The 26,677-nt window shown below is 60.4% G+C and carries 25 protein-coding genes, 1 tRNA gene and 1 riboswitch; of the genes, 9 read left to right on the top strand and 17 right to left on the bottom strand.

Features of this window, described 5'->3' with window-relative positions:
* Positions 1-11 precede the first annotated feature (11 nt).
* From FHX05_RS10005 to FHX05_RS09990, 4 genes are all read left to right on the top strand, one after another.
* Complete coding sequence (locus FHX05_RS10005; RefSeq protein ID WP_112336836.1) at positions 12-440, top strand: hypothetical protein; 429 nt, start codon at positions 12-14, stop codon at positions 438-440.
* Between the two features lie 139 nt (positions 441-579).
* The gene (locus FHX05_RS10000; protein WP_183872414.1) at positions 580-1,245 is read left to right on the top strand and encodes a helix-turn-helix transcriptional regulator; all 666 of its coding nucleotides are present in this window, start codon (positions 580-582) and stop codon (positions 1,243-1,245) included.
* A 15-nt stretch (positions 1,246-1,260) separates the two neighbouring features.
* Positions 1,261-2,466, top strand: coding sequence for a thermonuclease family protein (locus FHX05_RS09995; protein WP_183871442.1), 1,206 nt, complete (start codon positions 1,261-1,263; stop codon positions 2,464-2,466).
* 78 nt (positions 2,467-2,544) lie between these two features.
* A complete protein-coding gene (locus FHX05_RS09990; RefSeq protein ID WP_015338732.1) occupies positions 2,545-2,958 on the top strand; it encodes a tellurite resistance TerB family protein in 414 nt (137 codons plus the stop codon).
* Between the two features lie 54 nt (positions 2,959-3,012).
* Here FHX05_RS09990 and FHX05_RS09985 read toward each other — a convergent pair whose 3' ends face one another.
* The 3 genes from FHX05_RS09985 to FHX05_RS09975 form a co-directional block, all read right to left on the bottom strand.
* Positions 3,013-3,888, bottom strand: a complete 876-nt coding sequence (locus tag FHX05_RS09985; RefSeq protein ID WP_183871441.1) for a transporter substrate-binding domain-containing protein — start codon at positions 3,886-3,888, stop codon at positions 3,013-3,015.
* A gap of 135 nt (positions 3,889-4,023) precedes the next feature.
* A complete protein-coding gene (locus FHX05_RS09980) occupies positions 4,024-4,599 on the bottom strand; it encodes an acyltransferase (RefSeq protein WP_183713157.1) in 576 nt (191 codons plus the stop codon).
* Positions 4,600-4,717: 118 nt separating this feature from the next.
* Entirely contained in the window at positions 4,718-5,941 is a 1,224-nt protein-coding gene (locus tag FHX05_RS09975) for an MFS transporter (protein ID WP_183871440.1), read from the bottom strand.
* 101 nt (positions 5,942-6,042) lie between these two features.
* Here FHX05_RS09975 and FHX05_RS09970 point away from each other — a divergent pair, with 101 nt between their 5' ends.
* Entirely contained in the window at positions 6,043-6,951 is a 909-nt protein-coding gene (locus FHX05_RS09970; RefSeq protein ID WP_183871439.1) for a LysR family transcriptional regulator, read from the top strand.
* A 6-nt stretch (positions 6,952-6,957) separates the two neighbouring features.
* On the opposite strand, the gene FHX05_RS09965 is transcribed toward FHX05_RS09970, so the two are convergent.
* Both FHX05_RS09965 and FHX05_RS09960 read right to left on the bottom strand, forming a co-directional pair.
* Positions 6,958-7,031, bottom strand: a tRNA-Gly gene (locus tag FHX05_RS09965).
* A 705-nt stretch (positions 7,032-7,736) separates the two neighbouring features.
* A complete protein-coding gene (locus FHX05_RS09960; protein WP_183871438.1) occupies positions 7,737-8,831 on the bottom strand; it encodes a 2'-deoxycytidine 5'-triphosphate deaminase in 1,095 nt (364 codons plus the stop codon).
* A gap of 72 nt (positions 8,832-8,903) precedes the next feature.
* A riboswitch (SAM riboswitch) is annotated at positions 8,904-8,982 on the top strand.
* A gap of 43 nt (positions 8,983-9,025) precedes the next feature.
* Here FHX05_RS09960 and FHX05_RS09955 point away from each other — a divergent pair.
* On the top strand, positions 9,026-10,213 hold the full coding sequence (locus FHX05_RS09955; protein ID WP_183871437.1) for an O-succinylhomoserine sulfhydrylase: 1,188 nt from the start codon (positions 9,026-9,028) through the stop codon (positions 10,211-10,213).
* A gap of 64 nt (positions 10,214-10,277) precedes the next feature.
* On the opposite strand, the gene FHX05_RS09950 is transcribed toward FHX05_RS09955, so the two are convergent.
* Positions 10,278-10,991: a DNA helicase gene (locus tag FHX05_RS09950; protein ID WP_183871436.1), complete on the bottom strand. Its 714-nt coding sequence runs from the start codon at positions 10,989-10,991 to the stop codon at positions 10,278-10,280.
* A 611-nt stretch (positions 10,992-11,602) separates the two neighbouring features.
* On the opposite strand from FHX05_RS09950, the gene apaG reads away from it, so the two are divergent.
* Complete coding sequence (gene apaG, locus FHX05_RS09945; protein ID WP_015338724.1) at positions 11,603-11,995, top strand: Co2+/Mg2+ efflux protein ApaG; 393 nt, start codon at positions 11,603-11,605, stop codon at positions 11,993-11,995.
* Positions 11,996-12,001: 6 nt separating this feature from the next.
* Here apaG and FHX05_RS09940 read toward each other — a convergent pair whose 3' ends face one another.
* The 3 genes from FHX05_RS09940 to FHX05_RS09930 all read right to left on the bottom strand — a co-directional run bounded on the left by FHX05_RS09940 (position 12,002) and on the right by FHX05_RS09930 (position 15,230).
* A complete protein-coding gene (locus FHX05_RS09940; protein ID WP_112336595.1) occupies positions 12,002-12,991 on the bottom strand; it encodes an Hsp33 family molecular chaperone in 990 nt (329 codons plus the stop codon).
* A 48-nt stretch (positions 12,992-13,039) separates the two neighbouring features.
* Entirely contained in the window at positions 13,040-13,957 is a 918-nt protein-coding gene (gene argF, locus FHX05_RS09935; RefSeq protein ID WP_112608013.1) for an ornithine carbamoyltransferase, read from the bottom strand.
* Positions 13,958-14,030: 73 nt separating this feature from the next.
* Positions 14,031-15,230 (bottom strand): aspartate aminotransferase family protein, encoded by a 1,200-nt coding sequence (locus FHX05_RS09930; protein WP_112608011.1) that lies wholly within the window; start codon positions 15,228-15,230, stop codon positions 14,031-14,033.
* A gap of 424 nt (positions 15,231-15,654) precedes the next feature.
* Between FHX05_RS09930 and FHX05_RS09925 the strand changes: the two genes are divergently transcribed.
* Positions 15,655-16,191, top strand: a complete 537-nt coding sequence (locus tag FHX05_RS09925; protein WP_112608009.1) for a GcrA family cell cycle regulator — start codon at positions 15,655-15,657, stop codon at positions 16,189-16,191.
* Positions 16,192-16,280: 89 nt separating this feature from the next.
* On the opposite strand, the gene phoB is transcribed toward FHX05_RS09925, so the two are convergent.
* The 7 genes from phoB to phoR all read right to left on the bottom strand — a co-directional run bounded on the left by phoB (position 16,281) and on the right by phoR (position 23,911).
* Complete coding sequence (gene phoB / locus FHX05_RS09920) at positions 16,281-16,964, bottom strand: phosphate regulon transcriptional regulator PhoB (protein WP_004128368.1); 684 nt, start codon at positions 16,962-16,964, stop codon at positions 16,281-16,283.
* 31 nt (positions 16,965-16,995) lie between these two features.
* Complete coding sequence (gene phoU / locus FHX05_RS09915) at positions 16,996-17,709, bottom strand: phosphate signaling complex protein PhoU (RefSeq protein WP_015338719.1); 714 nt, start codon at positions 17,707-17,709, stop codon at positions 16,996-16,998.
* A 51-nt stretch (positions 17,710-17,760) separates the two neighbouring features.
* Positions 17,761-18,576: a phosphate ABC transporter ATP-binding protein PstB gene (pstB, locus tag FHX05_RS09910; protein WP_112608007.1), complete on the bottom strand. Its 816-nt coding sequence runs from the start codon at positions 18,574-18,576 to the stop codon at positions 17,761-17,763.
* Positions 18,577-18,590: 14 nt separating this feature from the next.
* A complete protein-coding gene (gene pstA, locus FHX05_RS09905) occupies positions 18,591-19,892 on the bottom strand; it encodes a phosphate ABC transporter permease PstA (protein ID WP_183872412.1) in 1,302 nt (433 codons plus the stop codon).
* Positions 19,893-19,921: 29 nt separating this feature from the next.
* On the bottom strand, positions 19,922-21,403 hold the full coding sequence (gene pstC, locus FHX05_RS09900; protein WP_183871435.1) for a phosphate ABC transporter permease subunit PstC: 1,482 nt from the start codon (positions 21,401-21,403) through the stop codon (positions 19,922-19,924).
* Positions 21,404-21,465: 62 nt separating this feature from the next.
* The gene (locus tag FHX05_RS09895) at positions 21,466-22,500 is read right to left on the bottom strand and encodes a substrate-binding domain-containing protein (protein WP_183871434.1); all 1,035 of its coding nucleotides are present in this window, start codon (positions 22,498-22,500) and stop codon (positions 21,466-21,468) included.
* Between the two features lie 184 nt (positions 22,501-22,684).
* A complete protein-coding gene (gene phoR / locus FHX05_RS09890; RefSeq protein WP_183872410.1) occupies positions 22,685-23,911 on the bottom strand; it encodes a phosphate regulon sensor histidine kinase PhoR in 1,227 nt (408 codons plus the stop codon).
* 272 nt (positions 23,912-24,183) lie between these two features.
* Between phoR and ppk2 the strand changes: the two genes are divergently transcribed.
* Positions 24,184-25,065, top strand: a complete 882-nt coding sequence (gene ppk2 / locus FHX05_RS09885; RefSeq protein ID WP_183871433.1) for a polyphosphate kinase 2 — start codon at positions 24,184-24,186, stop codon at positions 25,063-25,065.
* A 126-nt stretch (positions 25,066-25,191) separates the two neighbouring features.
* Here ppk2 and FHX05_RS09880 read toward each other — a convergent pair whose 3' ends face one another.
* Positions 25,192-26,439: a hypothetical protein gene (locus FHX05_RS09880; protein ID WP_183871432.1), complete on the bottom strand. Its 1,248-nt coding sequence runs from the start codon at positions 26,437-26,439 to the stop codon at positions 25,192-25,194.
* Positions 26,440-26,677 lie beyond the last annotated feature (238 nt).

Genomic DNA, 26,677 nt, shown 5'->3' with positions numbered 1-26,677 from the left:
CGGAGGATGACATGACGAAGGAACTGAAAATCGGCCTTGCGGCCATGCTTCTGCCCGCTGCTTTTCTTCTCTCCACACCGACTTTGTCGGCCGAACCGGATGCGGAACGCTTCCAGCTGGAGCGCAGCGGCGATCACTTCATCCGGCTCGACAAGCAGACCGGCGCGATGTCGATCTGCCAGGATCAGGGCGGCAATCTCGTCTGCCGCATGGCCGCCGACGAGCGCACAGCCTATGACGATGAGCTGGACCGGCTTTCCGACCGCGTAACGAAGCTGGAAAAAAACGTTGCCGCAAACAAGGGCTCAAGCCTGCCCGACGATGCCGAGATCGACCGCACGCTCGGCATCATGCAGAAATTCATGCGCGGCTTTATGGGCATGGCGAAGGAATTCCAGAACGAGCAGCCGGATGTCAAGCCGCAGCCACAGAAGACCTGACGCCGAAAAAGGCGCCGCCGCGAAAGCACGGGGATAAAGGACCCTATTCCTATGCCGGTCTTTACTCGCCAAAATGCCTCGGTTAACGTTTTCTAAAGAGCACAGCGCCGGGGAGCCGGCGCGCGGATACCGAGCGGTGATGCTGTCACACGAACAGATATGGGGTGCGATCGACCGGCTTGCGGAGCGGCATGCCTTGACCCCTTCCGGGCTTGCCCGCCGCGCCGGGCTTGACGCTACCTCCTTCAACAAATCGAAGCGGCTGAGCCAGGACGGACGTCTCCGCTGGCCATCGACGGAATCGATCGCCAAGATCCTGGATGCGACCGGAGCAAGCCTGGAACAATTCCTGAGCTTTATCCGCCCGGCCGAACCACTGACCACAGCAGTCGTGAACGGAATCCTGCCCTCCGGCACCTCCATCCCGCTGATCGGCTTCGCCCAGGCGGGGGCTGGCGGCTTCTTCGATGATGGTGGCTTTCCCGCCGGACAGGGCTGGGACATGGTGGAGTTTCCGGTTGCCGCGGCACAGAGGGCCGGCGTCTATGCGCTGGAGGTGCAGGGCGAAAGCATGTTGCCGCTTTATCGCGACGGGGATATTCTGATCGTCGAGCCGGGAGCCCAGATCAGAAAGAACGATCGCGTCGTCGTGAAGACCCGAGAGGGTGAGGTCATGGCGAAGGTTCTGCTGCGGCAGAGCGCCAAGTCGATCGAGCTTTTGTCGCTCAATCCGGAACACCCCAACCGCAGCTTCGATCTTGCGGATGTGGAATGGATTGCCCGGATCATATGGGCCAGCCAATAGGAAAGTTTTCTCGTTATGCGTCGTGATATTTGGCTCGCAGGTGTGGCAGGCGCGGTCGTGGGTTCTTGGTTGACCCTGGTCGCGGTACAGTTCGCGGGATATGGCTTCGATTTGCACGGCCGTGGCAACTCGACTGCAGACAATAAACCAGCTGCGACGACGCAGAGCGACACCGCCAAGGCCGAAACCACGCTGCCAAAGGCTATCGAGGCACCCAAGCCTGCCGAAGCGACGAAGGATAAAGCAACAGTCCTGGCGACGGCGTCCCCTTCGACAAGCAGCTCCGACAGCAGCCCCGAGCTGTCTGCGACTGTCATGGCGGCGGCTGCCGCGGCGAGTGCCGGCGACGATACGAAGGTCGAGGAAAACAAGACGGCGGCGGAGCCGGTGAAGCAACAGGACACCAAGGTTTCAACTGATCCCGCGCGCTCCAACGACATGTCGACGAAGCCAGAGGAAGCACAAGCATCGCCGCCCGCAGCAGATACCGTCAACGGCAAGGGCGCTGCCGCGCCTGCATCGCAGCCAAATGAGGCCAAGCCGGACAAGACGGCTGTTACTTCATCGGACACAGGATCTTCCGGTGAGGCCAAGGCCGATCCTGCTCCGGACAACCGGATACCTGCCGATCAGATCGACAGGCAAACGGCGGCGGCCGAACATCGAACCCTATCGCCGGTATCGCCGCAGCAGCAGGCTCAGCCCATGCCTCAGTCTGAACCTCAGCCTCAATCCGAACAAGCAGCGATTGATCCTGCATCCAAGCCGCAGGAGCAGACGACGACGATCGAACTCGTCCGTCCCTTCTCTGATCAGGCTGGTATATTGACTATCGGCGGTAGAAGCGTGCAGCTCACCGGTATCATTCCGACCGATGTCGACCGGATGTGTACCGGCCCGAGCGGAAAGGACTGGCCCTGCGGCCAGGCAGCACGCACGGCATTCCGCATGTATCTGCGCGGACGCTCCATCGATTGCGACGTGCCCGATGCCAATTGGAAAGGCACGGCCAAGGGCGCCTGCCGCTATGTCCGGGTCGATCTCAGCGCCTGGCTGGTCCGCTTCGGCTGGGCCGATCCGGAACCGGGTTCGCCGCTCACGGCTCTCGTCGATGAAGCCAAAGAAAAGAAGCGCGGCATCTACGGCGACGACCCACGCAAGAGCGGAAAATCGACGCTTGCACCGCCTCCGGTCAAGGAAGACCCGCTCAATCCCATCTGACGCCTTGCTTCCGCCACCAGCTTTTGCCATGAGATGCGCGACTTTTCAGTCTGCCAAATTCAAAGGACTTCGCCTGTCATGAACAAGCCGCTTTCTGCTCACGAGGCCCTGATCTACGTTATGGTACTGGCCTCGGCCGTCGACCGCACGATGAACGACCGGGAACTCAGCCGCATCGGAGAGCTCATTCACGCCCTGCCGGTCTTCAAGGGGTTCGACGACGAGAAGCTGATTTCCGTGTCCCGCGATTGCGCCAAGCTGCTTTCGAACAATGAGGGATTGGACATCGTGCTCGAAACCGTGCGCGATACGCTTCCTGCACGTCTGTACGACACGGCCTATGCGCTCGCCGTCGAAGTCGCTTCGGCCGACCTGTCGGTCAAGGCCGAGGAATTGCGCCTGCTCAGCCTGCTCCGCGACCGCTTGGGCCTCGACAAGCTGACCTGTGCGGCCATCGAGCGCAGCGCGATCGCCCGCTATCGCAAGGCCTGAGGCATTACGCATTCCGGACGGAAAACCGCTGCGCGGTTTCCTGAAACTACTGAATCAGTAAAGCCCGTAAGGAAAATAGCGCAGATAGATTTCCTGGAGCCTGCCATCCCGCGACAGGGTGGCAAGCGCATGATTGATCGCCGCCGTCAGATCGGCATCCTGCTGGCGCAGCATGATGGTCATGCCTTCGCCGAGAAATTGCTGCGACAGGTAGGGGCCGTCAAACAGAGCGCAGCATTTTTCCGCCGCCGGCGACGATACCCAGAAGGAAAGCTGCAGGCCATCGGCAAATGCCGCATCGACCTTGCCGTCCTTGACGGCGGCCAGAAGCCCATCCTTGTCGTCGAAGGGCACCGGCTTGATCGCCGGGAAGAAGGCCGCCAGCATCGCGGCGTGCACCGTTCCCTTGACGACGCCGACCGGATGTCCCGAGAGCGAGGCGGCGGTCGTACCGCTGATCGATGCCTTGAGATTGCGCACAAAACGGGCCGGCAACATCAGGAAAGGCCGTGAAAAGGCGAAAGTCTTGCGCAGTTCGGGCGTAACCGCCACGCCGGCGATGATGGCATCGCCTTGCGAAGCGGCAAGTGCGCCCTGCAATTCGCCGAAGGGCAAGGCCTGGATCTGGCATTTGTCCGATATTGCCAGCTCATCGCAGATCTTACGCGCCAGCTCGACATGGAAGCCGGTGAGCTTGCCGTTCTGATCGAGGAAATTGAAAGGCGGAAAGTCGATCGATGTCAGGAAGCGCAGCCTGACCAGTGAGGACAGATCCGGCTTCGGCAGGCGCTCACGCGCATCGAACAGGATCGGCAGGCTCTGCGGCTTCGTCTCCTGAGCGGCAAGCGGCACGGTGCAGGATAGAGAGATCAAGGCCGCAAGCGCCAGATGCCGGGCGACTGACATGATCGACGAAAGGCAAACACGCATGGTCTCGATACGGCCTCCGGTCGTGGATGCACATTCTGATTCACGAATCCGATGTAGCAGAGACAGGCCGCAGGGGGAATATCGCGCTGTTAATGATGACCGAAGCAGCGCCGGGATGGGTGGCGTTGGAGCCTTTTATTTTTTCGGCAGAACGAGCCGTTCAATCTTTCCCGATTGGCTGTCTTCCGCCTCTCCGCGCCGTTTCAACAGCCTTGCAGGAGCGCCGACATAGATGCCGTAAGGCTTGGTCCGGCCCTTGACGACGGCGTTGGCGCCGATAACGCATCCCTTGGCGATATGGGAACCACCGAGGATCTTGGCGCCCGCCCCTATCCAGACATCGTCCTCAATGACGATCGGCTTCTTCGTCACGCCCTGAAGGCGGATCGGCTGCGAGATGTCATCGAAATTGTGATCGAAGGAGACGATCATTGCATGGGCGGCGATGCGCACATCATTGCCGATCACAATCCCGCCGCGGCCGAGCAGAATGCTGTAGTCGTTGAAGGAGACATGGTCGCCGATTTCGATGTTGCCTTCTTGCGCATCGATGATGACGCCCTTGCGGAAATGCACTCTTTCCCCGATGCGGACATCGCCTCGCTTCCAGATGATTTTAGTGCCGAGAGGTACTTTGGTGCTGCGGGCAATCTTCAGCGCACCGCTTCGAAAGAGCGCTCTCAACCTGTAAAACCATGCAATGCCACGCATTTCGACGCTCCTGACAAGGAGCGCCCGTTCTTACACGCTTGTCTGACGCCCGCTTGAATGCGCTACAGATGGCGATGCGGCAGTGCATTCGCAAGTGCCACCCCGTTGCCTGCGCTGTTTAGATGCGCGCGGCAAGGCCTGTGATCAAAGCAATCACGCCGAAGCCCGCGGCCCCTGCACAGACGGCAACCCAGCCGCCGAAATCCCAGGCGGTTCCGGCAAGAGCCGATCCCAGCGCGCCGCCGAGAAAGAATATGCCGACGAAGAGACCGTTGATGCGGCCGCGGGCTTCCGGCTTCAGGAGATTGACGGCACGACGACCCAGGGTCTGATCGCCCGTGACGCCGACATCGAGCAAGACCGCGCTGACGCCCAGAAGGATCAATAGCGCCACAGAGTCGCCAGACCGTATTCCACCCACCCAGGCAGCCAGCGCCATGGCGGCAAGTACGATCAGATGCGACGCCAATGTCGCCGTCCGCGTCCAGCCCCTGTCGCCCATGCGGCCGAAGACGGAAGTCGCGGCAGCACCACCGGCGCCCACGAGGGCAAACAGCGCGACGCCGGACTGGCCGAGTGAGAATGGCGGCTGCGCGAGACGCAGGGCAACGGATGTCCAGAACAGGCTGAAGCTCGCCATCATCAAGGCTGCAGTGAAGGCACGCAGCCGCAGCACCGGCTCCTCCCGCAGGAGCCCGAAGAGCGAACCGATCAAGGCCCCGTAACTCGCGTTGATCAGAGGGCGTCGCTCCGGCAGGCGTAAGGCAAGCACAGCGGCGAGCAGTGCAAGCGTTGCGGCACTCAAGGCATAGAAACTTCTCCAGCCCCAAAAGTCGGCAATCAGGCTCGCCAACGGGCGCGAGACAAGAATGCCGACCATGACGCCGCTCATGACATTGCCGATAACCTGGCCACGATGTTCAGGCGGCGCCATCGCTGCCGCGATCGGCACGAGGATCTGGATGGCGGAACAAGCTGCTCCCAGCAGGAAGAGGAAGATCAGAAGGCTCCAGCCCGTCGGTGCGAAGGCGGCGGCAATAGCCATGACCAGAGCCGAGAGAAGCATGCGCAGCACCAGCTGCCGGTTTTCCATGAGATCTGCCAGCGGCACCAGAAAGAACAGGCCGGCGGCATAGCCGAGCAGCGAAGCCATGGCCACCAGGCCGGCACCGCTTTCGGAAAAGCCGAGCGACGGGCCGATGATGCCGACCAGCGTCTGAGGCGCAAAGAGATTGAGGATGATAACGCCGGTGGCGATGGCGAACAACAAGGTCGAAGGAGCAGCCGTTGTGGAAACCTCTTCCTCCGGCTCGCTCGTCATGTGTTCGGGGACTTGCGACATGAGCTCTCCAATAATCTTTGATAATAATGATAGCCATGTGTATCGCTTTGTCGCATAATGCGGCAATTGAAATGAACTAATAATGATTATGCGAGTTCGGCATGAACATTCATGATCTGGAAGCCTTCGTCGCCGTGGTGGAAACGGGTTCGATTGTTGCCGCCTCGGCGCGCATCAATCTGACCCAGCCCGGCATCACCCGACGCATACAGAACCTGGAAGACAGCCTCGGCATCGCCTTGCTCGACCGGCAGTCAAAGCCCCTGCGGCCGACCGCGGCAGGCCGCGAGGCCTACGAGCATGGGCGCCGCGTGTTGCGCTCGCTCGACGATCTCAAGGCCGGGGTTTCGCCCGGCGGTGCGATCGGCGGCGAATTCCGTCTCGGGATCATGCCCTATCTTTCCGAAGCGGCTTTATCCGCTCCGCTTGATGAGTTGCGCAGTCAGTTTCCGCAATTGACGCTGCGCATCGTCACTGGCTGGTCGCCGCAACTGATCGAGCAGGTCGCTCACAGCCAGCTCGATGCGGCAACCGTCTGCCTGCCGGAGGGGGTGCAGCCGCCGGATAATGTCGTCGGCGAGATGCTCGGAGTCCATGCCGTCATTCTCGTCGCGGCGCCTTCGCTTGGCGTCCCCAAGCAACCGAGGCTTGAGGATCTTTCCCGTTTTCCCTGGATCATGAACCAGAGCGGCTGCGGCTTCCGCGCCTTCATTCAGCATCGCTTCGAAGCCGAGCGCCTGCTCTTCGACGTCGGGGTCGAGGCCATGAGCGCCGATCTGCGCATGTCGCTGGTCGCGCGCGGGCTCGGCATCGGCGTCTTGACGCCGGCGGCATTGGCGCACAGCCGCTGGCGCGATTTGGTCGAAATCGTCGAGGCACCGGATTTCAGCCCGAAAGTCGTCAACTGGCTGGTGCATCGTCCGCCAGCCGGGCGGCTGGCGCGACCGATCGCAATCTTTGGAGATGCGCTAAAGGAAGCGCTGAAATCGAAGAGACCGCTTCTAGCGTGAAGATTATGGAGCGGGTGAAGGGAATCGAACCCTCGTATTCAGCTTGGGAAGCTGCTGCTCTACCATTGAGCTACACCCGCCTGACACCCTGAGATGTCCAACAGTTGGCGGCCTCTGTCAAGATCAGTGAACCGGCTTCTCCCGTCTTCGATGGATCAATCACCGCCGGCGGGCATCGGAAAGGTACCTAGCCACTAAAACACGTTTCCTAGCAATGGCGCGGCAGAATAAGAAACATCGCGGGAAGTATCATCGTTCCGAACAAGGCGCCGTTCGAAATATATGGCAGAAGACGTTTGCGCTTCGGCTTTTTGCGACTTCTCGGTTTCGGAAGAGGGCCGTACGGGCCTTCACCATTTGACTGAAAATAAAAGAAACCAATTGCCATATGTATCAACACGGCGACAACGGCAATCGATAGTATGACAATGGTGCGGGCCCATGCACTCGCGGCGCATTCCACCTGCCGATCGTCTATGTTGAGACCCGTAGCAATCTTGACAACTCCGATAACCGGCAAATACGCGAACAAATATACGAGCATCATATATGCCGCCCCGAGCCGGCCGGTTGGATCACTCGGTAATTTCATATCAGCGCACCCGAATAGACAGCTGAGTCTTCCATTTATCGCCACAAATTTATCCCACGAAATGTGGAGGCGCTCCGCTTCCACCTCAAGATGAGTTCATCACATTCTTTGCGCGAGATTATAGCAAAAGGGGCGCCTGATATTCATCGGACATCCCAGTAGACAGCACCTATCGTTTTCCCAGAAAGGATCACTACAGCCGGAAGTGTTTCGAAAGCTTCAGGCCCTGTGCCTGATAGTTCGAGCCGAGGCCGGAGCCGTAGAGGCTGCTTGGCTGTTCCAGCATGTGTTCGTAGATCAGGCGGCCAACGATCTGGCCGTCCTCGAGGATGAAGGGCACTTCATGGCTGCGCACTTCCAGCACGGCGCGGCTGCCGCGGCCTCCGGCCGGTGCATGGCCGAAGCCCGGATCGAAGAAGCCGGCATAGTGGACGCGGAATTCGCCGACCAGCGGATCGAACGGCGTCATTTCGGCGGCGAAATGCGGGGGAACATGCACCGCCTCGCGCGAGACGAGTATATAGAACTCATCGGGATCGAGGATCAGCTCGGTGCGCCCCCGGCTGTAGAGCGGCTCCCAAAAATCGAAAATATCGTGCTGGGCCTTCTTGTCGACGTCGACGACGGCCGTGTGGTGCTTGCCGCGATAGCCGATCAGCCCTTCCTTGTCGCCGGCAAGATCGATCGACAGTGCGATGCCGCCGCCGGTGATATTCGGCTTCTTGCTGGCAACCAGCGTCTCGCTCTCGTGCAGCGCCAGCAATTCCGGTTCGGTGAGTAGGGCCTGGCCGACGCGGAAGCGGATCTGCGACAGGCGCGAGCCGCGACGCACGACGATCGGGAAGGTGCGCGGGCTGATTTCGAGATAGAGCGGGCCGGAATAACCGGCTGGGATCTTGTCGAACTCCTGCGCACGGTCGGTGATGACGCGGGTGAAGATGTCGAGACGGCCGGTCGAGCTTTTCGGATTGGCCGATGCCGACATATCTTCGGGCAGGTCCAGGCGCTCCATCAGCGGCACGATATAGACGCAGCCTGTTTCCAGCACAGCGCCTTCCGAGAGATCGACGACATGCAGCTTCAGCCGGTCGAGCTTGTCGGCGACCAGATGCGAGGGGCCGGGCATGAAGCTGGCACGGACGCGGAAAGCATGCGAGCCGAGCCTGAGGTCAAGGCTTGCCGGCTGGATCTGATCGACGTCCAGTTCTCTCTCGCTCGTCAGCCGACCTGCCTCAAACAGGGCTGCGATGGCCCGGTCGGCCAGAATTCCAGTATTGCGAGCCATCATGCTTCTCTCATAATTTGCCGCAGACAAAACCAAACTCAGGGAATTGACGCAAGCCGTCAACGGCAGTATTGCAACTTATCCCGTGGTGATTTGGCCGGTCGGCTTGCAGCCACGTTAAACAAATGGCTAAAAAGACCGGGGTTGAACCGGTCTGCTTTTGCGACCGGTTTTTTTGTTTTGAAAGTGGTGATGGCATGAGCAAGACTTGGCGCCCCGCAACCCAGCTCGTTCACGGCGGAACACTCCGTTCGCAATTCGGCGAGACCTCCGAAGCAATCTATCTGACCCAGGGCTTCGTCTATGACACCTCGGAGGCGGCGGAAGCCCGCTTCAAGGGCGAAACGGATGGGTTCATCTACGCGCGCTACGGCAGCCCGACCAACGACATGTTCGAAAAGCGCATGTGCGCTCTCGAAGGCGCTGAAGACGCCCGCGCCACCGCGTCCGGCATGGCCGCCGTTTCTGCCGCCATCCTCTGCCAGCTGAAGGCCGGCGATCATATCGTTGCCGCCCGTGCGCTCTTCGGCTCGTGCCGCTGGGTGGTCGAGACGCTCGCGCCGAAATACGGCATCGAATGCACGCTGGTTGATGGCCGTTTCACCGAGAACTGGGAAAAGGCCATCCGGCCGAACACCAAGGTCTTCTTCCTCGAAAGCCCGACCAATCCGACGCTGGAAGTGGTCGATATCGCCGCTGTCGCCAACCTCGCCAACCAGATCGGCGCCAAGGTCGTGGTCGACAACGTCTTTGCAACGCCGCTCTTTCAGAAGCCGCTCGAACTCGGCGCTCATATCGTCGTCTATTCCGCCACCAAGCATATCGACGGCCAGGGCCGTTCGCTCGGCGGCGTCATCCTCTCCGACAAGCAGTGGATCGACGAGAACCTGCAGGACTATTTCCGCCATACCGGCCCGGCCATGTCGCCCTTTACCGCCTGGACGCTGCTGAAGGGCATCGAGACGCTGCCGCTACGCGTTGCGCAGCAGACGGCGAATGCCTCCAAGGTTGCCGATTTCCTCGCCGAGCAGACGAACAAGGTCGCCCGCGTGATCTATCCCGGCCGAAAGGATCACCCGCAGGCCGATATCATCGCCAAGCAGATGAGCGGCGGCTCAACGCTGGTTGCCTTCGAGCTGAAAGGCGGCAAGGAAGCGGCCTTCAAGCTGCAGAACGCGTTGGAGATCGTGAAGATCTCCAACAATCTCGGCGACTCGAAGAGCCTGATCACGCATCCTGCCACGACGACGCACAAGAACCTCACCGACGAGGCCCGCGCCGAGCTCGGCATTTCGCCGGGCACCGTGCGCTTCTCCGCCGGCATCGAGGACAGCGCCGATCTGGTCGAAGATTTCGCTCGCGCGCTCGAGCAGGTTTCCGCCTGATATCCGTCGAGCCGCCCGGATTTTCTCCAGGCGGCTCGATTGCCTTTAGACAATTGGCAGCCCGTCAGCTGGCGACCTTGAATTCGACCAGGCCGTTGTTCAGGAAGACCATCTTGTCGAACAGCTTGAGATCCAGGGGATTCGGCAGGCGAATATCCGCAAGATCGGGCACGGGCTTCAACGCCGGATCGTAGGAACGGTCGATCTGCGAGATGAAGACGACGATAACGCCTCTGGCGCGTGCAAACGTCTTCAATATCTGAACCTGGATCATTAATTCCGGATTCTCCCGCTTCTGATCCAGTAGTTGCAGAAAATCGACCACGGCCAGCGTGCCAGGCGATGCCTGAGCCAGCCTCTCCACGATATAATCGGCGCTGATGGCATCCGAATTATCGAACTCGAATAGATCAGCAAATTCCGCATGATCGGCACCGATGACCGGAAAACGGTCCAGAACGACCTTTTCGGTGTCTTCCAACGTGAAGAAGATGCCACGGTTGCCAGCCTTCATGGCGTCGACGGCGAGCCTCAGGCTCATCAGGGTCTTGCCGTGACCGCGCCATGCGCCGATCAGCACCAGATCGCCCGGGCTTAAACGCGAATACAGCTCGCCGACGGGCACGGCTGAGTTCGTTTTGCTCGCAAGCAAACTCCAGCCTCCGAAACCCTCGACGGTCGCGACGCGATCCAGCGCGGCGTGCAACGGGATGTTCTGCTGGCGGGACAGGAGCCTCGCCTTACGTTTCAAATGATAAACAGGGGCAGAAAGCCTCATATAAACCTCCTATTGCGAGCAATGACCGCAACCCCTCCTTATGCCAGGCGCTCAAACAGTCGGTTTGGATATCGACGGCCCTGCATGAAATATACTTTCCCGAATGGAGGGGGGAGGCATGGGCGATGCCAGAATCAGATGATAGCCGAAATCCTCCAGCAGGGGAATCTCATGCAAGTCCCGCAAGAGGAACATATAAAAGGAATGGGGGTTATATGGCCCGGAGGTTTTGATGCCGGGAGATCAGGTTGACCACCAATCACAGAAGTCCACGGACAATCGTGGCAAGCGTTTCCTGAGTACGGAGGATGCGCCTACCTCTACTCCGGCAGATAAGATCAAATCACGGTGATCTAGGATACTTGGAGACGACTTGGTTAACCTTCAACATGAACCGTAATAGCTGGCATCGAAACCGTCCCAACCGTTCACGCAAGATTTCATTACGTCGTTCCTTGACGGAAAGCATCGGTTATAGGATACCGCTAAATATCCTGCACTTTGCGGGAATGGTGGAAAGCGGATAATATGCCGCAAACTTAAAAATGCTGAAACGGCGATGCGGCTTCAAGGAGCGCTCGACGTTTCAGGGCAGTGGCAAGGTGTCAGGCATGTATCGCGCCCTAACACGCGACATCGAGGTGGTTGTAGAGCCGTTTTATCTGGAGGAGCAATCCGATCCGGATGATGACCGTTATGTCTGGGGATACCGCATCGTCATTTCCAACCACTCGAAGGAAGCCGTGAAGCTGGTAACGCGCTATTGGCACATCACCGACATGAACGGCATCGTGGATGAAGTGACAGGCCCCGGCGTGGTCGGCGAGCAGCCGCACCTAAAGCCCGGCGATACCTATGAATATTCCTCGGGCTGTCCACTTGATACACCATCAGGCATGATGTTCGGTCATTACCAGATGGAAACGGACGGCGGGGAGCAATTCCATGTTAAGATCCCCGCCTTTTCACTGGATACGCCTAACCTGCTGCGTACGCTGAACTGAGCGACCTCATGCCACCTCTATTTCCGACACTTCGAAGCGATAGGTCGTCGAGCAGAACTCGCAGGTGACGGCGATCTCGCCATTCTCCTGGCTGGCCTCGATCTCCTCGGCTGAGAAACCTTTCAAGACGCCCTTCAGCTTGTCGCGCGAGCACGAACAGCGGTCATAGACGGCCTTCGGTTCATAGACGCGGACGCCGCGCTCGTGGAAGAGGCGATAGAGAAGCCGCTCGGTGCCGACCTGCGGATCCGTCAGCTCATCTGCATCGATGGTTTCCACCAGGCTGCGCGCTTCCGCCCAAGCATCATCCTCGGCATGATCGCGCCCACCGGTATCGCCATCGCCGCCATGCAGGTCCGGCTGGCGCATGCGCTCGGGCGCTTCCGGCAAGAACTGCGCGATCAGGCCGCCGGCACGCCAGCGGTGACGCGGCTTGCCGTTCTCATCGCGATCGAAGAGCTCTGCAGCGCCCAGACGCACGCGCGTCGGGATCTGTTCCGACTGGCGGAAATACGTGCCGGCAATCTCCTCCAGCGAAGCGCCATCAAGCGCGACGATACCCTGATAAGGCTGACTGAAGCGGCCCTGATCGATGGTAAAAGCGAGCACGCCCTTGCCGAGCAGCTGCTCCGGCTCGGTTCTGCCTTCCGCAACTGCCTTTGCCAGCGCTTCTTCATTGAAACGCGCATAGGCCCGAACGTTTTCCGGCGTCGAGAAATCGGCGACCAGAAGGTCGACGGGACCGTCGCCCTTGGTCTGCACGGTGAACTTGCCTTCGAATTTCAGCGACGTACCGAGCAGGACGGTCAGGACGATGGCTTCGGCGAGCAGCCGCGCGACCGGCGTCGGATAATCGTGCCGGGCAAGGATCGCGTCCAGCAGCGGACCGAGCTGCACGGCACGGCCGCGCACGTCCAGACCTTCCACCTGGAAGGGAACGACGTGATCGTCACCGGCGAAATCAAACTGACCCAGCGAGGCTGCATTTTCGGCCATTGCTTTACTCCTACTGCGCCCGCGCCCTTAAAACGCGGCTTCATATCCTCAGATCGCGCCCAGGCACCAAGCAAGAATCGACTTTTGCGCATGAAGGCGGTTTTCCGCCTCATCGAAGACAACGGATTGCGGACCGTCGATCACCTCGTCCGTCACCTCTTCGCCGCGATGGGCTGGAAGGCAATGCATGAACAACGCGTCTTTACCGGCCTGTGCCATCAAAGCCTTGTTGACCTGATAGGGCTGGAAGACGTTGTGACCGCGTGCCCGGTGCTCCTGATTCATGGAAACCCAGGTATCGGTTACCACACAATCAGCGCCGGCGACCGCACGGTCTGCATCATGCGAGAGCATGATTTCGGCGCCCTCGTTGCGGGCCCAGTTCAGATAGTGATCCTTCGGCTCGGAACCAAGGGGTACCGCCATATTCATGCGATAGCCGAAACGGGCGGCCCCTTCGATCAGCGAATGCAGCACGTTATTGCCGTCGCCCGTCCAGGCAAGCGTCTTGCCCTTGATCGGGCCGCGATGCTCTTCGAAGGTCATGATATCGGCCATGATCTGGCAGGGGTGCGTATCGTCGGTCAGCGCATTGATGACCGGAACGGTCGCATGTTCCGCCAGCTCCAACAGGCGGGAATGATCGGTGGTGCGGATCATGATCGCATCGACATAGCGCGACAGCACTTTCGCCGTATCGCCGATCGTCTCGGCGCGGCCAAGCTGCATTTCGGTGCCGGAGAGGAACAGCGTCTCGCCGCCGAGCTGCCGCATGCCGACATCGAAGGAGACACGGGTTCGGGTGGACGGCTTCTCGAAGATCATCGCCAGCATCTTGCCGGCAAGCGGCCTGTCGGCCGTGCCGGCCTTCTGCGCGCTCTTTCGGACGATCGCGTCATCGATGATGTTGCGCAAATCGGCAGCCGGAACGGCAGAGAGATCGAGAAAGTGTTTCGGAGAAGCCATGTCCTTACCTGTGCTCCAGAAAAAACAATAACGCCCGCGTGGGGCAGGAACGCCCCGACAGCGGGCGTTGAATTCAAGCCGATTTCTTGGTGCGGGCAGCGCGCGCGCGCTCGGCGGCGCGCTCCAGGCGGGCGAGACCTTCGCGTGCTTCCTCGGCAGTGACGACCAGCGGCGGCAGCAGGCGGATGACGTTGTCGCCGGCCGGAACGCCGAGCAGATGCTCGGCACGGATCGCCTGCAGCAGTTCCGCCTGCGGAATGGCCGCTTTGATGCCGAGCATCAGGCCTTCACCGCGAACGTCCTCGATGATGTCAGGAAAACGATCCTTGAGCGAGGCGAGCCCCTGGCGGAAGACCAGCGAGACATCGCGCACATGCTGCAGGAAGCCTTCGGCAAGCACGATATCGAGAACCGCATTGCCGACTGCCATGGCAAGCGGATTGCCGCCATAGGTCGAGCCATGCGTGCCGGCCTTCATGCCGGAAGCGGCTTCCGCCGTCGCAAGGCACGCACCGAGCGGGAAACCGCCGCCGATACCCTTGGCGACCGCCATGATGTCAGGCTTGATACCGGACCATTCATGGGCAAAGAGCTTGCCGGTACGGCCGACACCACACTGTACTTCGTCGAGGATCAAAAGCAGGCCGTGCTCATCGCAGATCTCCCGCAGCCCGCGCAGGAATTCGTTTGTCGCCGGGCGGATACCGCCCTCGCCCTGCACCGGCTCTATCAGGATAGCGCCCGTCGCATCGGTAATGGCAGCGCGGACGGCGTCGAGATCACCGAAGGGCACCTGGTCGAAGCCCGGTGCCTTCGGGCCGAAACCTTCGATATATTTTTCCTGGCCACCGGCGGCGATCGTTGCGATGGTGCGGCCGTGGAAGGCGCCTTCGAAGGTGATGATATGGAACTTCTCGGGATGTCCCTTGGCGAATTGATAGCGCCGCGCAGTCTTGATGGCGCACTCCAGCGCCTCCGCGCCCGAATTGGTGAAGAAAACCTTGTCGGCGAAGGTCACTTCCGTCAGCCGCTTCGACAGCTTCTCCTGGCCGGGCACCTCATAGAGGTTGGACAGGTGCCAGACCTTGTCGGCCTGCGCCTTCAGCTCGGCGACAAGATGGGGATGAGCATGACCGAGCGAATTGACCGCGACGCCGGCTGCGAAATCGAGGTAGCGTTCGCCATTCTCAGTGACCAGCCAGACGCCCTCGCCTCGCTCGAACCGCAGCGGAGCGCGCAAGTAGGTGTCGTAAAGCGGCGTGGTCTCGGCCATGGCCATATCTCCTGATCACAACTTTAAGGACCGATCGCTTCCATTTGATGAAACGGGTCCGAAAAAATCAAAAATGCCGCCTTGCGGCGGCTTGGGCACTATTGATGTTTTGCACCGCGATGTCAACAAAACTGCCGTTTTAGCAGGTGCGAGAAAACGCTTGCCGGCAAAAGAGATGCGTCGGGCGGCGCCTATGGCAGAAATGCCACGCCCGGACAGCAAGTTGGGGAAAACCTCGAAATCGATTCCTCAAGATTCCCGCGACTCTTGTCACGGAGTCAGCCTCACACTAGGTTAAAAACCAATTGCTAGACTGCATGCGGCGGAACTAGTCACCACAATTTTAGAGCGTTTCGCGCCTCGATACCATGCGAGGCAATGGTGAGGGATTCTGCCATCGGAAACGCGACAGCGGAGACAGGGCATGAATTGGACAGACGAACGCGTCGAGAAGCTGAAAAAGCTATGGTCCGAAGGGTTGAGCGCCAGCCAGATCGCTGCGCAGCTCGGTGGCGTGAGCCGTAATGCCGTCATCGGCAAGGTGCATCGCCTGAACCTCCCCGGCCGAGCGAAGGCGGGCGGCGCGACAACCGCAGCGCGCACGCCGAAGCGCAGCGCAGCGGCACCTCGCGCTGCGACCTACGGATCGCGCGTTGCTACCCGCACGGTGGTTGCCCGCCAGCAGGGCGCAACCATGCTGAAGGAAGAGATCGAGATCGATTCCGTCAACGAAATCCAGTATCGCCCGGCATCGAACGTCGTCGTTCCGATCTCCCGCCGCCTCGGCCTGACGGAACTGACGGAGCGCACCTGCAAGTGGCCGGTCGGCGATCCGCTGAAGGACGATTTCCATTTCTGCGGCAACGAGAGCCCAGATTCATCGCCTTACTGCACCTACCATCAGCGCCTGGCCTACCAGCCGGTGCATGAGCGGCGTAGGCCGGCCCAGCCGCGTGGCTGAGAGGCTTGATGACTAAGATAAAGAAACGGGCCCTTGAGGCCCGTTTTCTGTTTCCGCCGCTATGTTGATGCCTGATCGGGTATCGCCGTTCAGGCCTCCATGGAGTAGCCCGCGCCGCGAACGGTGCGAATGACATCCTGCATATTGGAGAAATTGAGCGCCTTGCGCAGGCGGCCGACATGGACGTCGACCGTGCGTTCGTCGACGTAGATATCGTGACCCCATACGCCGTCGAGCAGCTGCGAACGCGAGAAGACCCGGCCCGGCGAGGACATCAGGAACTCCAGCAGGCGGAATTCCGTCGGCCCCAGCCGCACTTCGCGGCTCTTGCGGTGGACGCGATGGGTTTCGCGATCCAGCTCGATATCGCCGCAACGCAGCACTGTGGAGAGAACCTCCGGGCGGGCACGCCGCAGCATCGCCTTGACGCGAGCCATCAGCTCCGGCGTAGAGAACGGCTTGACGACATAATCGTCCGCGCCGGTCGAAAGCCCGCGCACGCGCTCGCTTTCCTCGCCGCGGGCCGTCAGCATGATGATCGGCAGGCGCTCCGTCTCCGGCCGCATACGCAGCCGGCGGCAGAGCTCGATGCCCGATACGCCGGGCAGCATCCAGTCGAGGATCAGGAGATCGGGGATGCGCTCCTGGAGACGCAGCTCGGCCTCATCGCCTCTGAGGATCGTGTCTACCTCGAAGCCTTCGGCCTCAAGATTGTAGCGCAGCAGAACGCTGAGCGCTTCCTCGTCTTCTACAACAGCAACTCTCGGAACCATGCGCCTATGGTCTCCTTTCTTCGCTTTCGGATTATTCGGTCACTGCGCCGACGGTATTGGCGGTATCGTCCTTCGGGCGCTCGCCTTCCGGCTGCGCGCCCGTCGCCATGTAATAGATCGTCTCGGCGATGTTGGTGGCATGGTCGCCGATGCGCTCGATGTTCTTGGCGCAGAAGAGAAGATGCGTGCAGGTGGTGATGTTGCGCGGATCTTCCATCATGTAGGTCAGCATCTCGCGAAAGAGCGAGGTGTACATGGCGTCGATTTCCTCGTCGCGTTCGCGGATCGATACGGCCTTGTCCGGCGAGCGGGTCGCGTAGACATCCAGAACTTCCTTGAGCTGGCTCAGCGCCAGTTCGGAGAGATGCTCGATGCCGCGGGCGAGACGGCGCGGGACACCGGTGCCCTGGACGGCGATGACGCGCTTTGCGGTGTTCTTGCCGAGATCGCCGACGCGCTCCAGATCGGATGCGATGCGGATCGAGCCCATGATTTCACGCAGGTCCGCCGCCATCGGCTGACGGCGGGCGATGGTAACGATCGCCTTGTCGCCGACTTCGCGCTCGGCATGGTCGAGAACGACGTCGTCGGAGATGACCTTCTGGGCCAGGGCAGCGTCGCTATTGACCAGCGCGCGTACGCTGTCGCTAACCATCTGCTCTGCCAGGCCGCCCATTTCAGCAATGCGGCGCGTCAGGAACTTCAGGTCTTCGTCATAGGCAGAGAGAATGTGAGTGGAGACCATTTTTCTATCCTCAAGGTGAACTGTGTGAAATGAGCCGCGCGCCTGACATCATCAACCAAAACGGCCCATGATGTAATCCTGCGTGCGGAAATCGTCGGGATTGGTGAACATCTTATCGGTGTCGTTCTCCTCGACCAGATGGCCGAGATGGAACATTGCGGTACGCTGCGAGACGCGGGCTGCCTGCTGCATGGAATGCGTCACGATGACGATGGTGAAATTCTCCCGCAGCTCGTGGATGAGATCCTCGACCTTGGCGGTCGCGATCGGATCGAGCGCCGAGCATGGCTCGTCCATCAGGATGACCTCCGGACTGACCGCGACGGCGCGGGCGATGCACAGACGCTGCTGCTGACCGCCCGATAGACTCGTGCCGGCATCATGGAGCCGATCCTTGACCTCGCCCCAGAGACCGGCCTTCTGCAGGCTGGTCTCGACGATATGCTCGAGATCGGCCTTTGAGCGATGCAGGCCATGGATGCGCGGGCCGTAGGCGACGTTCTCAAAGATGGACTTTGGGAACGGGTTGGGCTTCTGGAAGACCATGCCGACGCGGGCGCGCAACTCCACCACGTCGATGCTGTCGTCGTAGACATCCTGATCGTCGAGCGTGATTTTGCCGGTGACCCGGCAGGTCTCGATCGTATCGTTCATGCGGTTGAGGCAGCGCAGGAAGGTGGACTTGCCGCAACCGGAAGGGCCGATCAAAGCCGTGACGGTATTGGCGCGGATCTTCAGATTGACGTCGAAGAGCGCCCGCTTGTCGCCGTAGAACACAGAAACGTCCTGGCCGATCATCTTGTAAGGGATCGTGGTCATCTTCTTGGCCAAGGCTCTTTCGCTTGCGGCTTCCGTCATCATGTTCATTCCCCGGCCCTCCCTTACCAGCGCCGCTCGAAGCGGCGGCGCAGCAGGATGGCACCGATGTTCATCGCGACGAGGAAGAAGAGCAGGACGATGATGGCGCCGGACGTTCTTTCGACGAAGGCACGCTCGGCTTCGCTCGCCCACATGTAGATCTGCACCGGCAGCGCCGTCGAAGGATCGAGCGGCGATGCCGGATAGTTGGCGACGAAGGCGACCATGCCGATCAGAAGCAGCGGCGCAGTCTCGCCAAGCGCGTGCGCAAGCCCGAGGATCGTGCCCGTCAGAATGCCGGGCATCGCAAGCGGCAACACGTGATGGAAGACCATCTGCATGCGCGATGCACCAAGACCGAGCGCTGCGCTGCGGATCGACGGCGGCACGGCCCGCAACGCCGAGCGTGTGGCGATAATGATCATCGGCAGCGTCATCAGGCTCAACACGAGACCGCCGACCAGCGAGGCCGAGCGCGGCAGACCCATCATGTTGATGAAGACCGAGAGACCCAGCAAGCCATAGACGATCGATGGGACGGCCGCGAGATTGTTGATATTGACCTCGATCAGGTCCGTCAGCCGGTTCTTCGGCGCGAACTCCTCCAGATAGATCGAGGCGGCGACGCCGACCGGCAAGGCAAGCACGAGAACGGTCAGCATCAGGTAGAACGAGCCGATCAGAGCGACGCCGAGCCCGGCGGCTTCGGGCCGGCTCGAGTTGCCCGACAGGAAGAGACCGCTGTTGAAGGCCTTGTAAAGCGCGCCGCTTTCGCTGAGTTGCTTCATCCAGGCGACCTGGCGGTCGGATATCTTGCGATCCTTCTCATCGACTGTCAGATCGATCTGGCCCTTGTTGGCTGAATCGATATTGGAGCTGGCAAGAAAGGTGACGTTCTGCGTCGTCCCTATCATCGAGGGATTGGCAACGACCTTGTCGCGCAGCGCGATCCTGGCACTGTCCGACACCATCGCCGTTGCCTCGCGAACGAGCGCGCGATTGGCGGGATCGATGCTCAAGGCTTTCATCAGCGCGTCGCGCACCAATACCGGGTAGTTGGCTGATACCAGCACCTTCGGATCGCTGGCGCGCTTGCCTGCGGGGTCGATCACCTTCTCGGTGAATTCGATCGGCAGGTTGATCGAGGTCTGAACGAAGGCGGTATAACCCGTGCGGACCACGGTGGAGATCAGGATGATGAGGAAGATAAGGCCGAAAATGACGGCAGTGAGCCCATAGGCGCGGAAGCGGCGTTCGGCGGCATAGCGCCGTCTGATGCCGATATCGCGACGCAGCGACGCACCCGGCGTCAGGCCGCGCGGCATGTTGAGCTGAGAGGAGGATACGACGTCGCTCATTCGTATTGCTCCCTATATCGACGGACGATGTAGAGCGCATAGACGTTGAGGCACAGCGTCAGGAAGAATAGCGTGATCCCGAGTGCAAAGGCGACGAGCGTCTGCGGCGAGGTGAACTCCAGATCGCCGGTCAGCTGGTTGACGATCTTCACGGTGACCGTCGTCATCGGTTCGAAGGGATCGAGTTGCATGCGCGCGGCCACGCCGGCCGCCAGCACCACGATCATGGTTTCACCGATCGCCCGCGATGCGGTCATCAGCAGCGCGCCGACGATGCCCGGGAGGGCGGCCGGCAGGAGCACGCGCTTGACCGTTTCGGAACGGGTGGCACCAAGGCCGAGCGAGCCGTCGCGCAACGAGCGCGGCACGGCCATGATGATATCGTCCGACAGCGAAGAAACGTAAGGGATAAGCATGATGCCCATGACGAAGCCGGCCGTCAAAACGCTCTGTGCCTCGATAAAACTTCTATAGTTGCCCGTCATCAAGCCATCGATCTCGGCTGAAATATCGCGCAGGAAGGGGCCGACGGTGACAAGAGCGAAGAAGCCGTAGACGATCGTCGGGATGCCGGCCAGGACCTCCAGCATCGGCTTGGCGATGGAGCGGACGCGCGCCGAGGCGTATTCGGCCATGTAGATCGCCGCGAACAGGCCGATGGGCACAGCAAACAGCATGGCAACGAGCCCGATATAGATCGTGCCCGCCAGCAGCGGGATCAGGCCGAAGGTGCCTGAAGTCTGCGTGCCGGCGCCGGCGAAGCGCGGGTCCCAGACCGTGCCGAAGAAGAACTCGCTGGCCGGCACCATGCTAAAGAAACGCGCCGCTTCCGAAAGCATGGAAACGACGATGCCGACCGTCGTCAGCACCGCGATGGAGGAAGCGACGATCAGGGCTCCGAGAATGACCTGCTCGACCCGGTTGCGGGCGCGAAAACGTGGGGCGATGGCACGAAGGCCGTGGGCTGCGCAAAGCAGCGATAGGACGATTGCCGCTGCCGACATCACCATACGGCTCACTTCGCGCATGCCATTATATTTGTTGGCGGCGTCGATCATGTAGCCCGTGGGGCGAACGGCGAGCGGAACGCCCTTCTGCGCCAGCAGCAACTGAAGATCAGCCTTGCCTCCATCGACATCGGCGAGCTCCTGGCTATCGAGCATGCGCATCCCATGGGCGATGCTGCGCACCATGCCGTAGCTGAGATTGAGCTCCGCCTGCGGCAAAGACCTTACTTCCTCAGGAAAGGATTTCGTCACTACGCGATCGATCACAATGGGGCTGACGATCAGCCAGACGCAGACGAGCGCGAGAGCGGGAAGCACAGCCCATATAGCGGCATAGGCCCCGTGATAACCGAGCCGGGAATGCATGGATGAGGGCCTGCCGCCCGACAGCGCAGCCGCCCTCACCCGCCCCAGCACGAAAGCGGAGGCGCCGATGACCGACAAGCAGAGCAGCAGCAGCGATACACTCATTCCCATTCCCCGGCGAACGCCGGCACAGCGGAAAGCCGCACCGGTGCTCGACCCTTCAGCATTCACATGATCTTCCCGGCCGCGACATCCTTACGGATCTGGTCGCGCTCAGCATCCGGCGCCGGCACGAGGCCATATTCCGCCAGCGGACCGTCCGGTCCGATCATCTGATCGCTCGTGAAGAAATCGACATATTCCTTGAGCCCCGGGATGACACCCAGATGGGCCTTCTTGACGTAGAAGAACAGCGGCCGCGATACCGGATAGGTGCCATCGGCAATCGTCTGACCCGAAGGCACGATGCCGCTGACGGTGGCAACCTTCAGCTTGTCGGCGTTGTTCTGGAAGAAATACAAGCCGAACACACCGATGCCGTGCTTGTTGGCATTGATGCGGGCCAGCGTCTCGGGATAGTCGCCGTCGATATCGACGGCGGCGCCATCCTTGCGCACGGCAACACATTTTTTCGCCTGCTGAGCCGCATCGGAGACTGCGGCCTTGATGACATCGGCTGCGCCAGAAGCCTTGCAGCCGGCGGCAAGCACCTTCTCTTCGAAGACTTCGCGCGTGCCGTGCTTCTCACCCGGAATATAGGTAGCGATTTCAAAATCCGGCAGCGATGGATTGATCTCAGACCACTTCTTGTAGGGGTTGGCGACGAGCTTGCCATCGACGACCACTTCGGCGGCAATCGCCTTATAGAGATCGACGGGTTCGAACCTGATGTCTGGATTGCTCTTGTCGAAGGCAAAGACGATGCCGTCATAGCCGATCTTGATCTGCTGGATATCGGTGACGCCGGCGGCCTTGCAGGCTTGGACTTCGCTATCCTTGATCGGGCGCGACGAATTGGCGATGTCGATGGAATCCGTTCCGACACCCTTGCAGAATTCCTTCAGACCGGCACCGGAGCCGCCGGACTCGACCACAGGAGTCTTGAAATCGGTAAAGGTCTCGCCGAAGGTTTCGGCAACGATCTTGGCATATGGAAATACGGTCGATGAGCCGGCGATCTGAATTTGATCGCGGGCGGTTGCAGTGCCGACAAGGGCAACCGATGCAACCAGCGCAAGAACGGACATTTTCAAAGCATTCACAACCAATCCCCCTGATGAGCTTTGAAGAGCGCCGAGGTGGAGGCCACATCCACTTTTTCAGCAGTCCATTCTTACTGGCGAAAACACCGCCCTTTTATGTCAGGCGAGTGAAACAATTATGACAGGCTATATGCCTGATATAATTTGGATAAATCGCCGCCCATACTGGGATAGGTGGAGGTTGTCAGAAGCGGACTGTGAAGTCAGTACCTTTTCCGACTTCCGACTTGACGATCAGCCTGGCGCGATGGCGGGTCAGAATGTGCTTGACGATGGCAAGCCCGAGACCGGTCCCCTTCTTGGACCGGCTGTCCTCAACGTTAACGCGATAGAAGCGCTCGGTCAGGCGCGGCACATGTTCTGCGGGTATGCCCGGCCCCTTGTCCGAGACGACCACTTCGACGGCCTGGCCGGCACCGCTGAGTAGCGAAACCTCCACCGACTTGCCTTCCTGGCCGTATTTGCAGGCATTCTCGATCAGGTTCTCGAAGACCTGCACAAGCTCGTCTCTATCCCCCAATACCTCCACCTTGCCCACCGGCAAATGCAGATTGATGCTCACGTCGAGATCCCCCGCAAGCGGCAGCAGAGAGTCACGCACATGACCGAGCAAGGGGACGAGATCCACCTTCTGATCCGGCGCGATATGCGACTTCAACTCCAGACGCGACAGCGACAGGAGATCGTCCACCAGCCTGCTCATGCGGGTCGTCTGATCGAACATGATGCCGAGGAAACGCTGCTGCGCCTTCGGATCGGCTTTGGCAGGCCCCTGGATCGTCTCGATGAAGCCGCGCAGCGATGCCAAAGGCGTGCGCAATTCATGGCTGGCATTGGCGACGAAGTCCGAACGCATGCGATCGATGTGGCGCAACTCCGATATGTCGCGGAACGAGAGCAGAAAGAGCGCATCTTCCTGCCTGTCGATCTCAGGCAGATCGATCGGCGCGATGCGCACGACATAGACCCGCTCCGATGGCAGTCGCTCGGAATGCTCGATCTGGTTCGGCGCATTGGTGGCGATGGTCTCGCGTACCATATCGAGCAGACCCGGCGAGCGCAGCTTGGAGGAAATATGTGCGCCGATCGGAAAGGCACCGAAGGCTTTTTCGACGGCCATGTTCTGCACCAGCACCGACGCCTCGCGATCGATGATCAGCACCGGCATATCGAGCGCCGCAAGTCCCGCAAAGGCGGTGCGCAACAGGGTTTGCGCATCGGCAGGCGCGGGTTCGGCTTGTGACGGCACCTCCACCCGCTCGACCAGCGGCGGACGAATGAGCGTGACGATCATGACGATCGCCCAGATCCAGAATACGGCGCCGGTGTTGATGCCTTCGACGAGGGCGAGCGCGGCAATCAGCGTCGCCAGAACCAGGATGGCGCTCTCCTGCCGCAGCCGCACCGCCAACTTCCTGACAAATGACCATTCGTCTTCCAACTGCGCCGTCCTTCGCCTGCCATCATGGAACGCTGGATTCCGCGTCTTATCTGCGATTCATGACAGAAGTATTCGGCTCTATCCACAGAAGCCAGTAACTGGCAAAAATAAATGTAGCCGGCAAAAGAGGGCGGCGGCAAAAGGCTTGAAACTATTGAATAAATGCCCCAGTTTTCTGGCCAAGCTTTTTGCCGCCGCCGGCGGCAGGGTTAACGCCATGTAAACAGCCGAGGAGCCGAGATATGGGGGAGAAGACAGAGAGCCGGGCGGTGGAGCTGGATATCCACGGCATCAAGCGCATCTTCGATGTCGATGACCCCGTGCTGCCGAGCTGGATCGATGACGAGGCGCTGACCTCGGGCGGTTATCCCTACAAGAAGAAGCTGAAGGAAGAAGAATATCTCGATGAGCTAAAAACGCTGCAGATCGAACTCATCAAGGTGCAGTTCTGGCTGCAGGCGACCGGCAAGCGCGTGATGGCGCTCTTTGAGGGACGCGATGCCGCGGGCAAGGGAGGCTCGATCGCTGCGACCTCGGCCCATATGAACCCTCGTCTGGCGCGCGTGGTGGCGCTGACCAAGCCGACCGACCGCGAAAGCGGCCAATGGTATTTCCAGCGCTATGTCGCCCAGTTTCCGACGGCGGGCGAATTCGTGCTCTTCGACCGCTCCTGGTATAACCGCGCCGGGGTGGAGCCAGTCATGGGCTTCTGCACGCCGAAGCAATACGAGCAGTTCCTGAAGCAGGCGCCGCAGATGGAGAAACTCATCGTTCAGGACGGCATCCATTTCTTCAAATTCTACCTCGATATCGGCCGGGAGATGCAGCTGAAGCGTTTCCACGACCGGCGCCACGATCCACGCGCAGTCTGGAAGCTCTCCTCGATGGATATCGCCGCCCTACCGAAATGGAAGGATTACAGCGAGAAGCGCGAGCGCATGCTGAAGGACACGCATACGGACCACGCACCCTGGACCGTCCTGCGCGCCAACGACAAGCGGCGCGCGCGCCTGAACCTTATCCGTCACATTCTGCTGACGCTCGATTATGACGGCAAGGACAAGAAGGCCATCGGCGAAATCGACGAGAAAATCCTAGGCATGGGATCGGATATCCTCGCCTGACGAGTTCGACGCGTGGCCCGGGCCTAAAGCACTTCCAGGAAAAATGCGCAGCGGTTTTCCGTCAGGAATGCGTTGAGAAATACGAGCATAGAGCGGTTTCGCGATTCAAAGAAAAGTGGAAACGCTCTATTGCCCGGGCAGGACGCGGATGGCGTAGATATTGACACCGCGGGCCTTGCCATCGACATCGCTGTTGATGATCAGGCGCCCTGAACTGGTCGGCGCCATAGCGCGATCAAATTTGACCTGGAACAGCGAATCCGTCTTTTGCCGGCTGACGGTGAAACGATGCCGGCCGCAACGGCCGAGAGAACCGAAATCGCACTCCACCGTGATCTGCGTCGGTGCATCCGAGGTGGACTGCAATGTCAGAGCGACCGTCGAGGCCTTGCCGGCCATCTGCTGCAGTACATTGACGGGCACCTCGATTGAGCCGCTGCCGTCCGGGCCGCTGCTGAGCGAGGTCAGCCTCACGGCCGGCCCTTCATTCTCCGATACGTTTTCGGCCTTCGATTGCGGGCTGGTGGTAACCTTCGGCGCGTCGGTGGGCTTCAATACCTCCAGCCATTCCGCGGAGAAGCTGTTCTGTGGATCGATGGTGGCAAGACCCGGATTGACCGGACCGCTATTGTCGTCCTGATCCGATGTGTCGTCGTCGTTGCTGTTGCCGCTGAAATCCTGCGAATCGACATGCGCCGGCGGATTGGGCACGCTCGTATCCCGCTGGGCGGCGGACATGAGCACGCCCGAGGTCTTGATCCACCAGGCACCGACGCCGAGGAAGGCAAGCAGAATGCAGAAGACGAGCAAGCGCGAGAAGAACTTGCGCGGCTTGCGGCGCACGGCCGCGCGCTCCGGCTTGAAGTTCATCGACCGCGCCGGCCGCGCATCGGCCGTCGGACGCACATCGCTGTCCGCACCGAGATGATCGGCGGGACCGGCGCGCATATCGCCGAAATCATCTTCACGTCCCGCCCGCTCGGCCGACATCGGCTCCACCGGAACGGCAGGGCCAGCCGACATCGGCGGATCGCGTGTTTCCCCGCGCACACTCATGACGGGCTCCTGCGGCCGTGCGGCAGCCTGGCTTGCTTCAGGCCTGGGCGCGGATGGAGAAACGTGCGGAGCGTCCAGCTCCGGTGAAACCGGTATCCCCTGCGCGGGGCGGGCGCGCTCCTCGGCCTCGATCTCGCGGATCGTCGCCTCAAGACGCTGGCGCTGGGCGGCTACGACATTGACATCGGTAATGTCCTGCTTGCGAAGACCGGCTTCCAGCGCCTGCCGTGCCGACTGATAGATGCGAGCCCGAATTTCCGGATTGGCGCGATCAGACCGATCCAACGCGCTTCTGATGGCCGTTTCTAATCCGCTCACATCCGATCCTTTACGCTCACTCGCACCATACTTGCATAGCCCGCTGGCAAGGCAGCCATATTTTCATCAATCGTTAACCGGATTCGGTAACGCCCCGTTCTGCAATACGCAAGCCTCCGCCTTGGGTTAAGGGCACTAGGGCGGGGATAAATGGCAAAGACGACACAAATGGGGTGCCGGTAGGCAGCAGCAGTAGGCGAAGGTGTCGGACCGGGACGGTCAGGCACTATTGCCCATT

Source organism: Rhizobium sp. BK491 (assembly GCF_014194925.1).
Taxonomy (GTDB): Bacteria; Pseudomonadota; Alphaproteobacteria; order Rhizobiales; family Rhizobiaceae; genus Rhizobium.
Note: the sequence above shows the minus strand (reverse complement) of the source record. Positions and strands in the feature narration are given on the sequence as shown.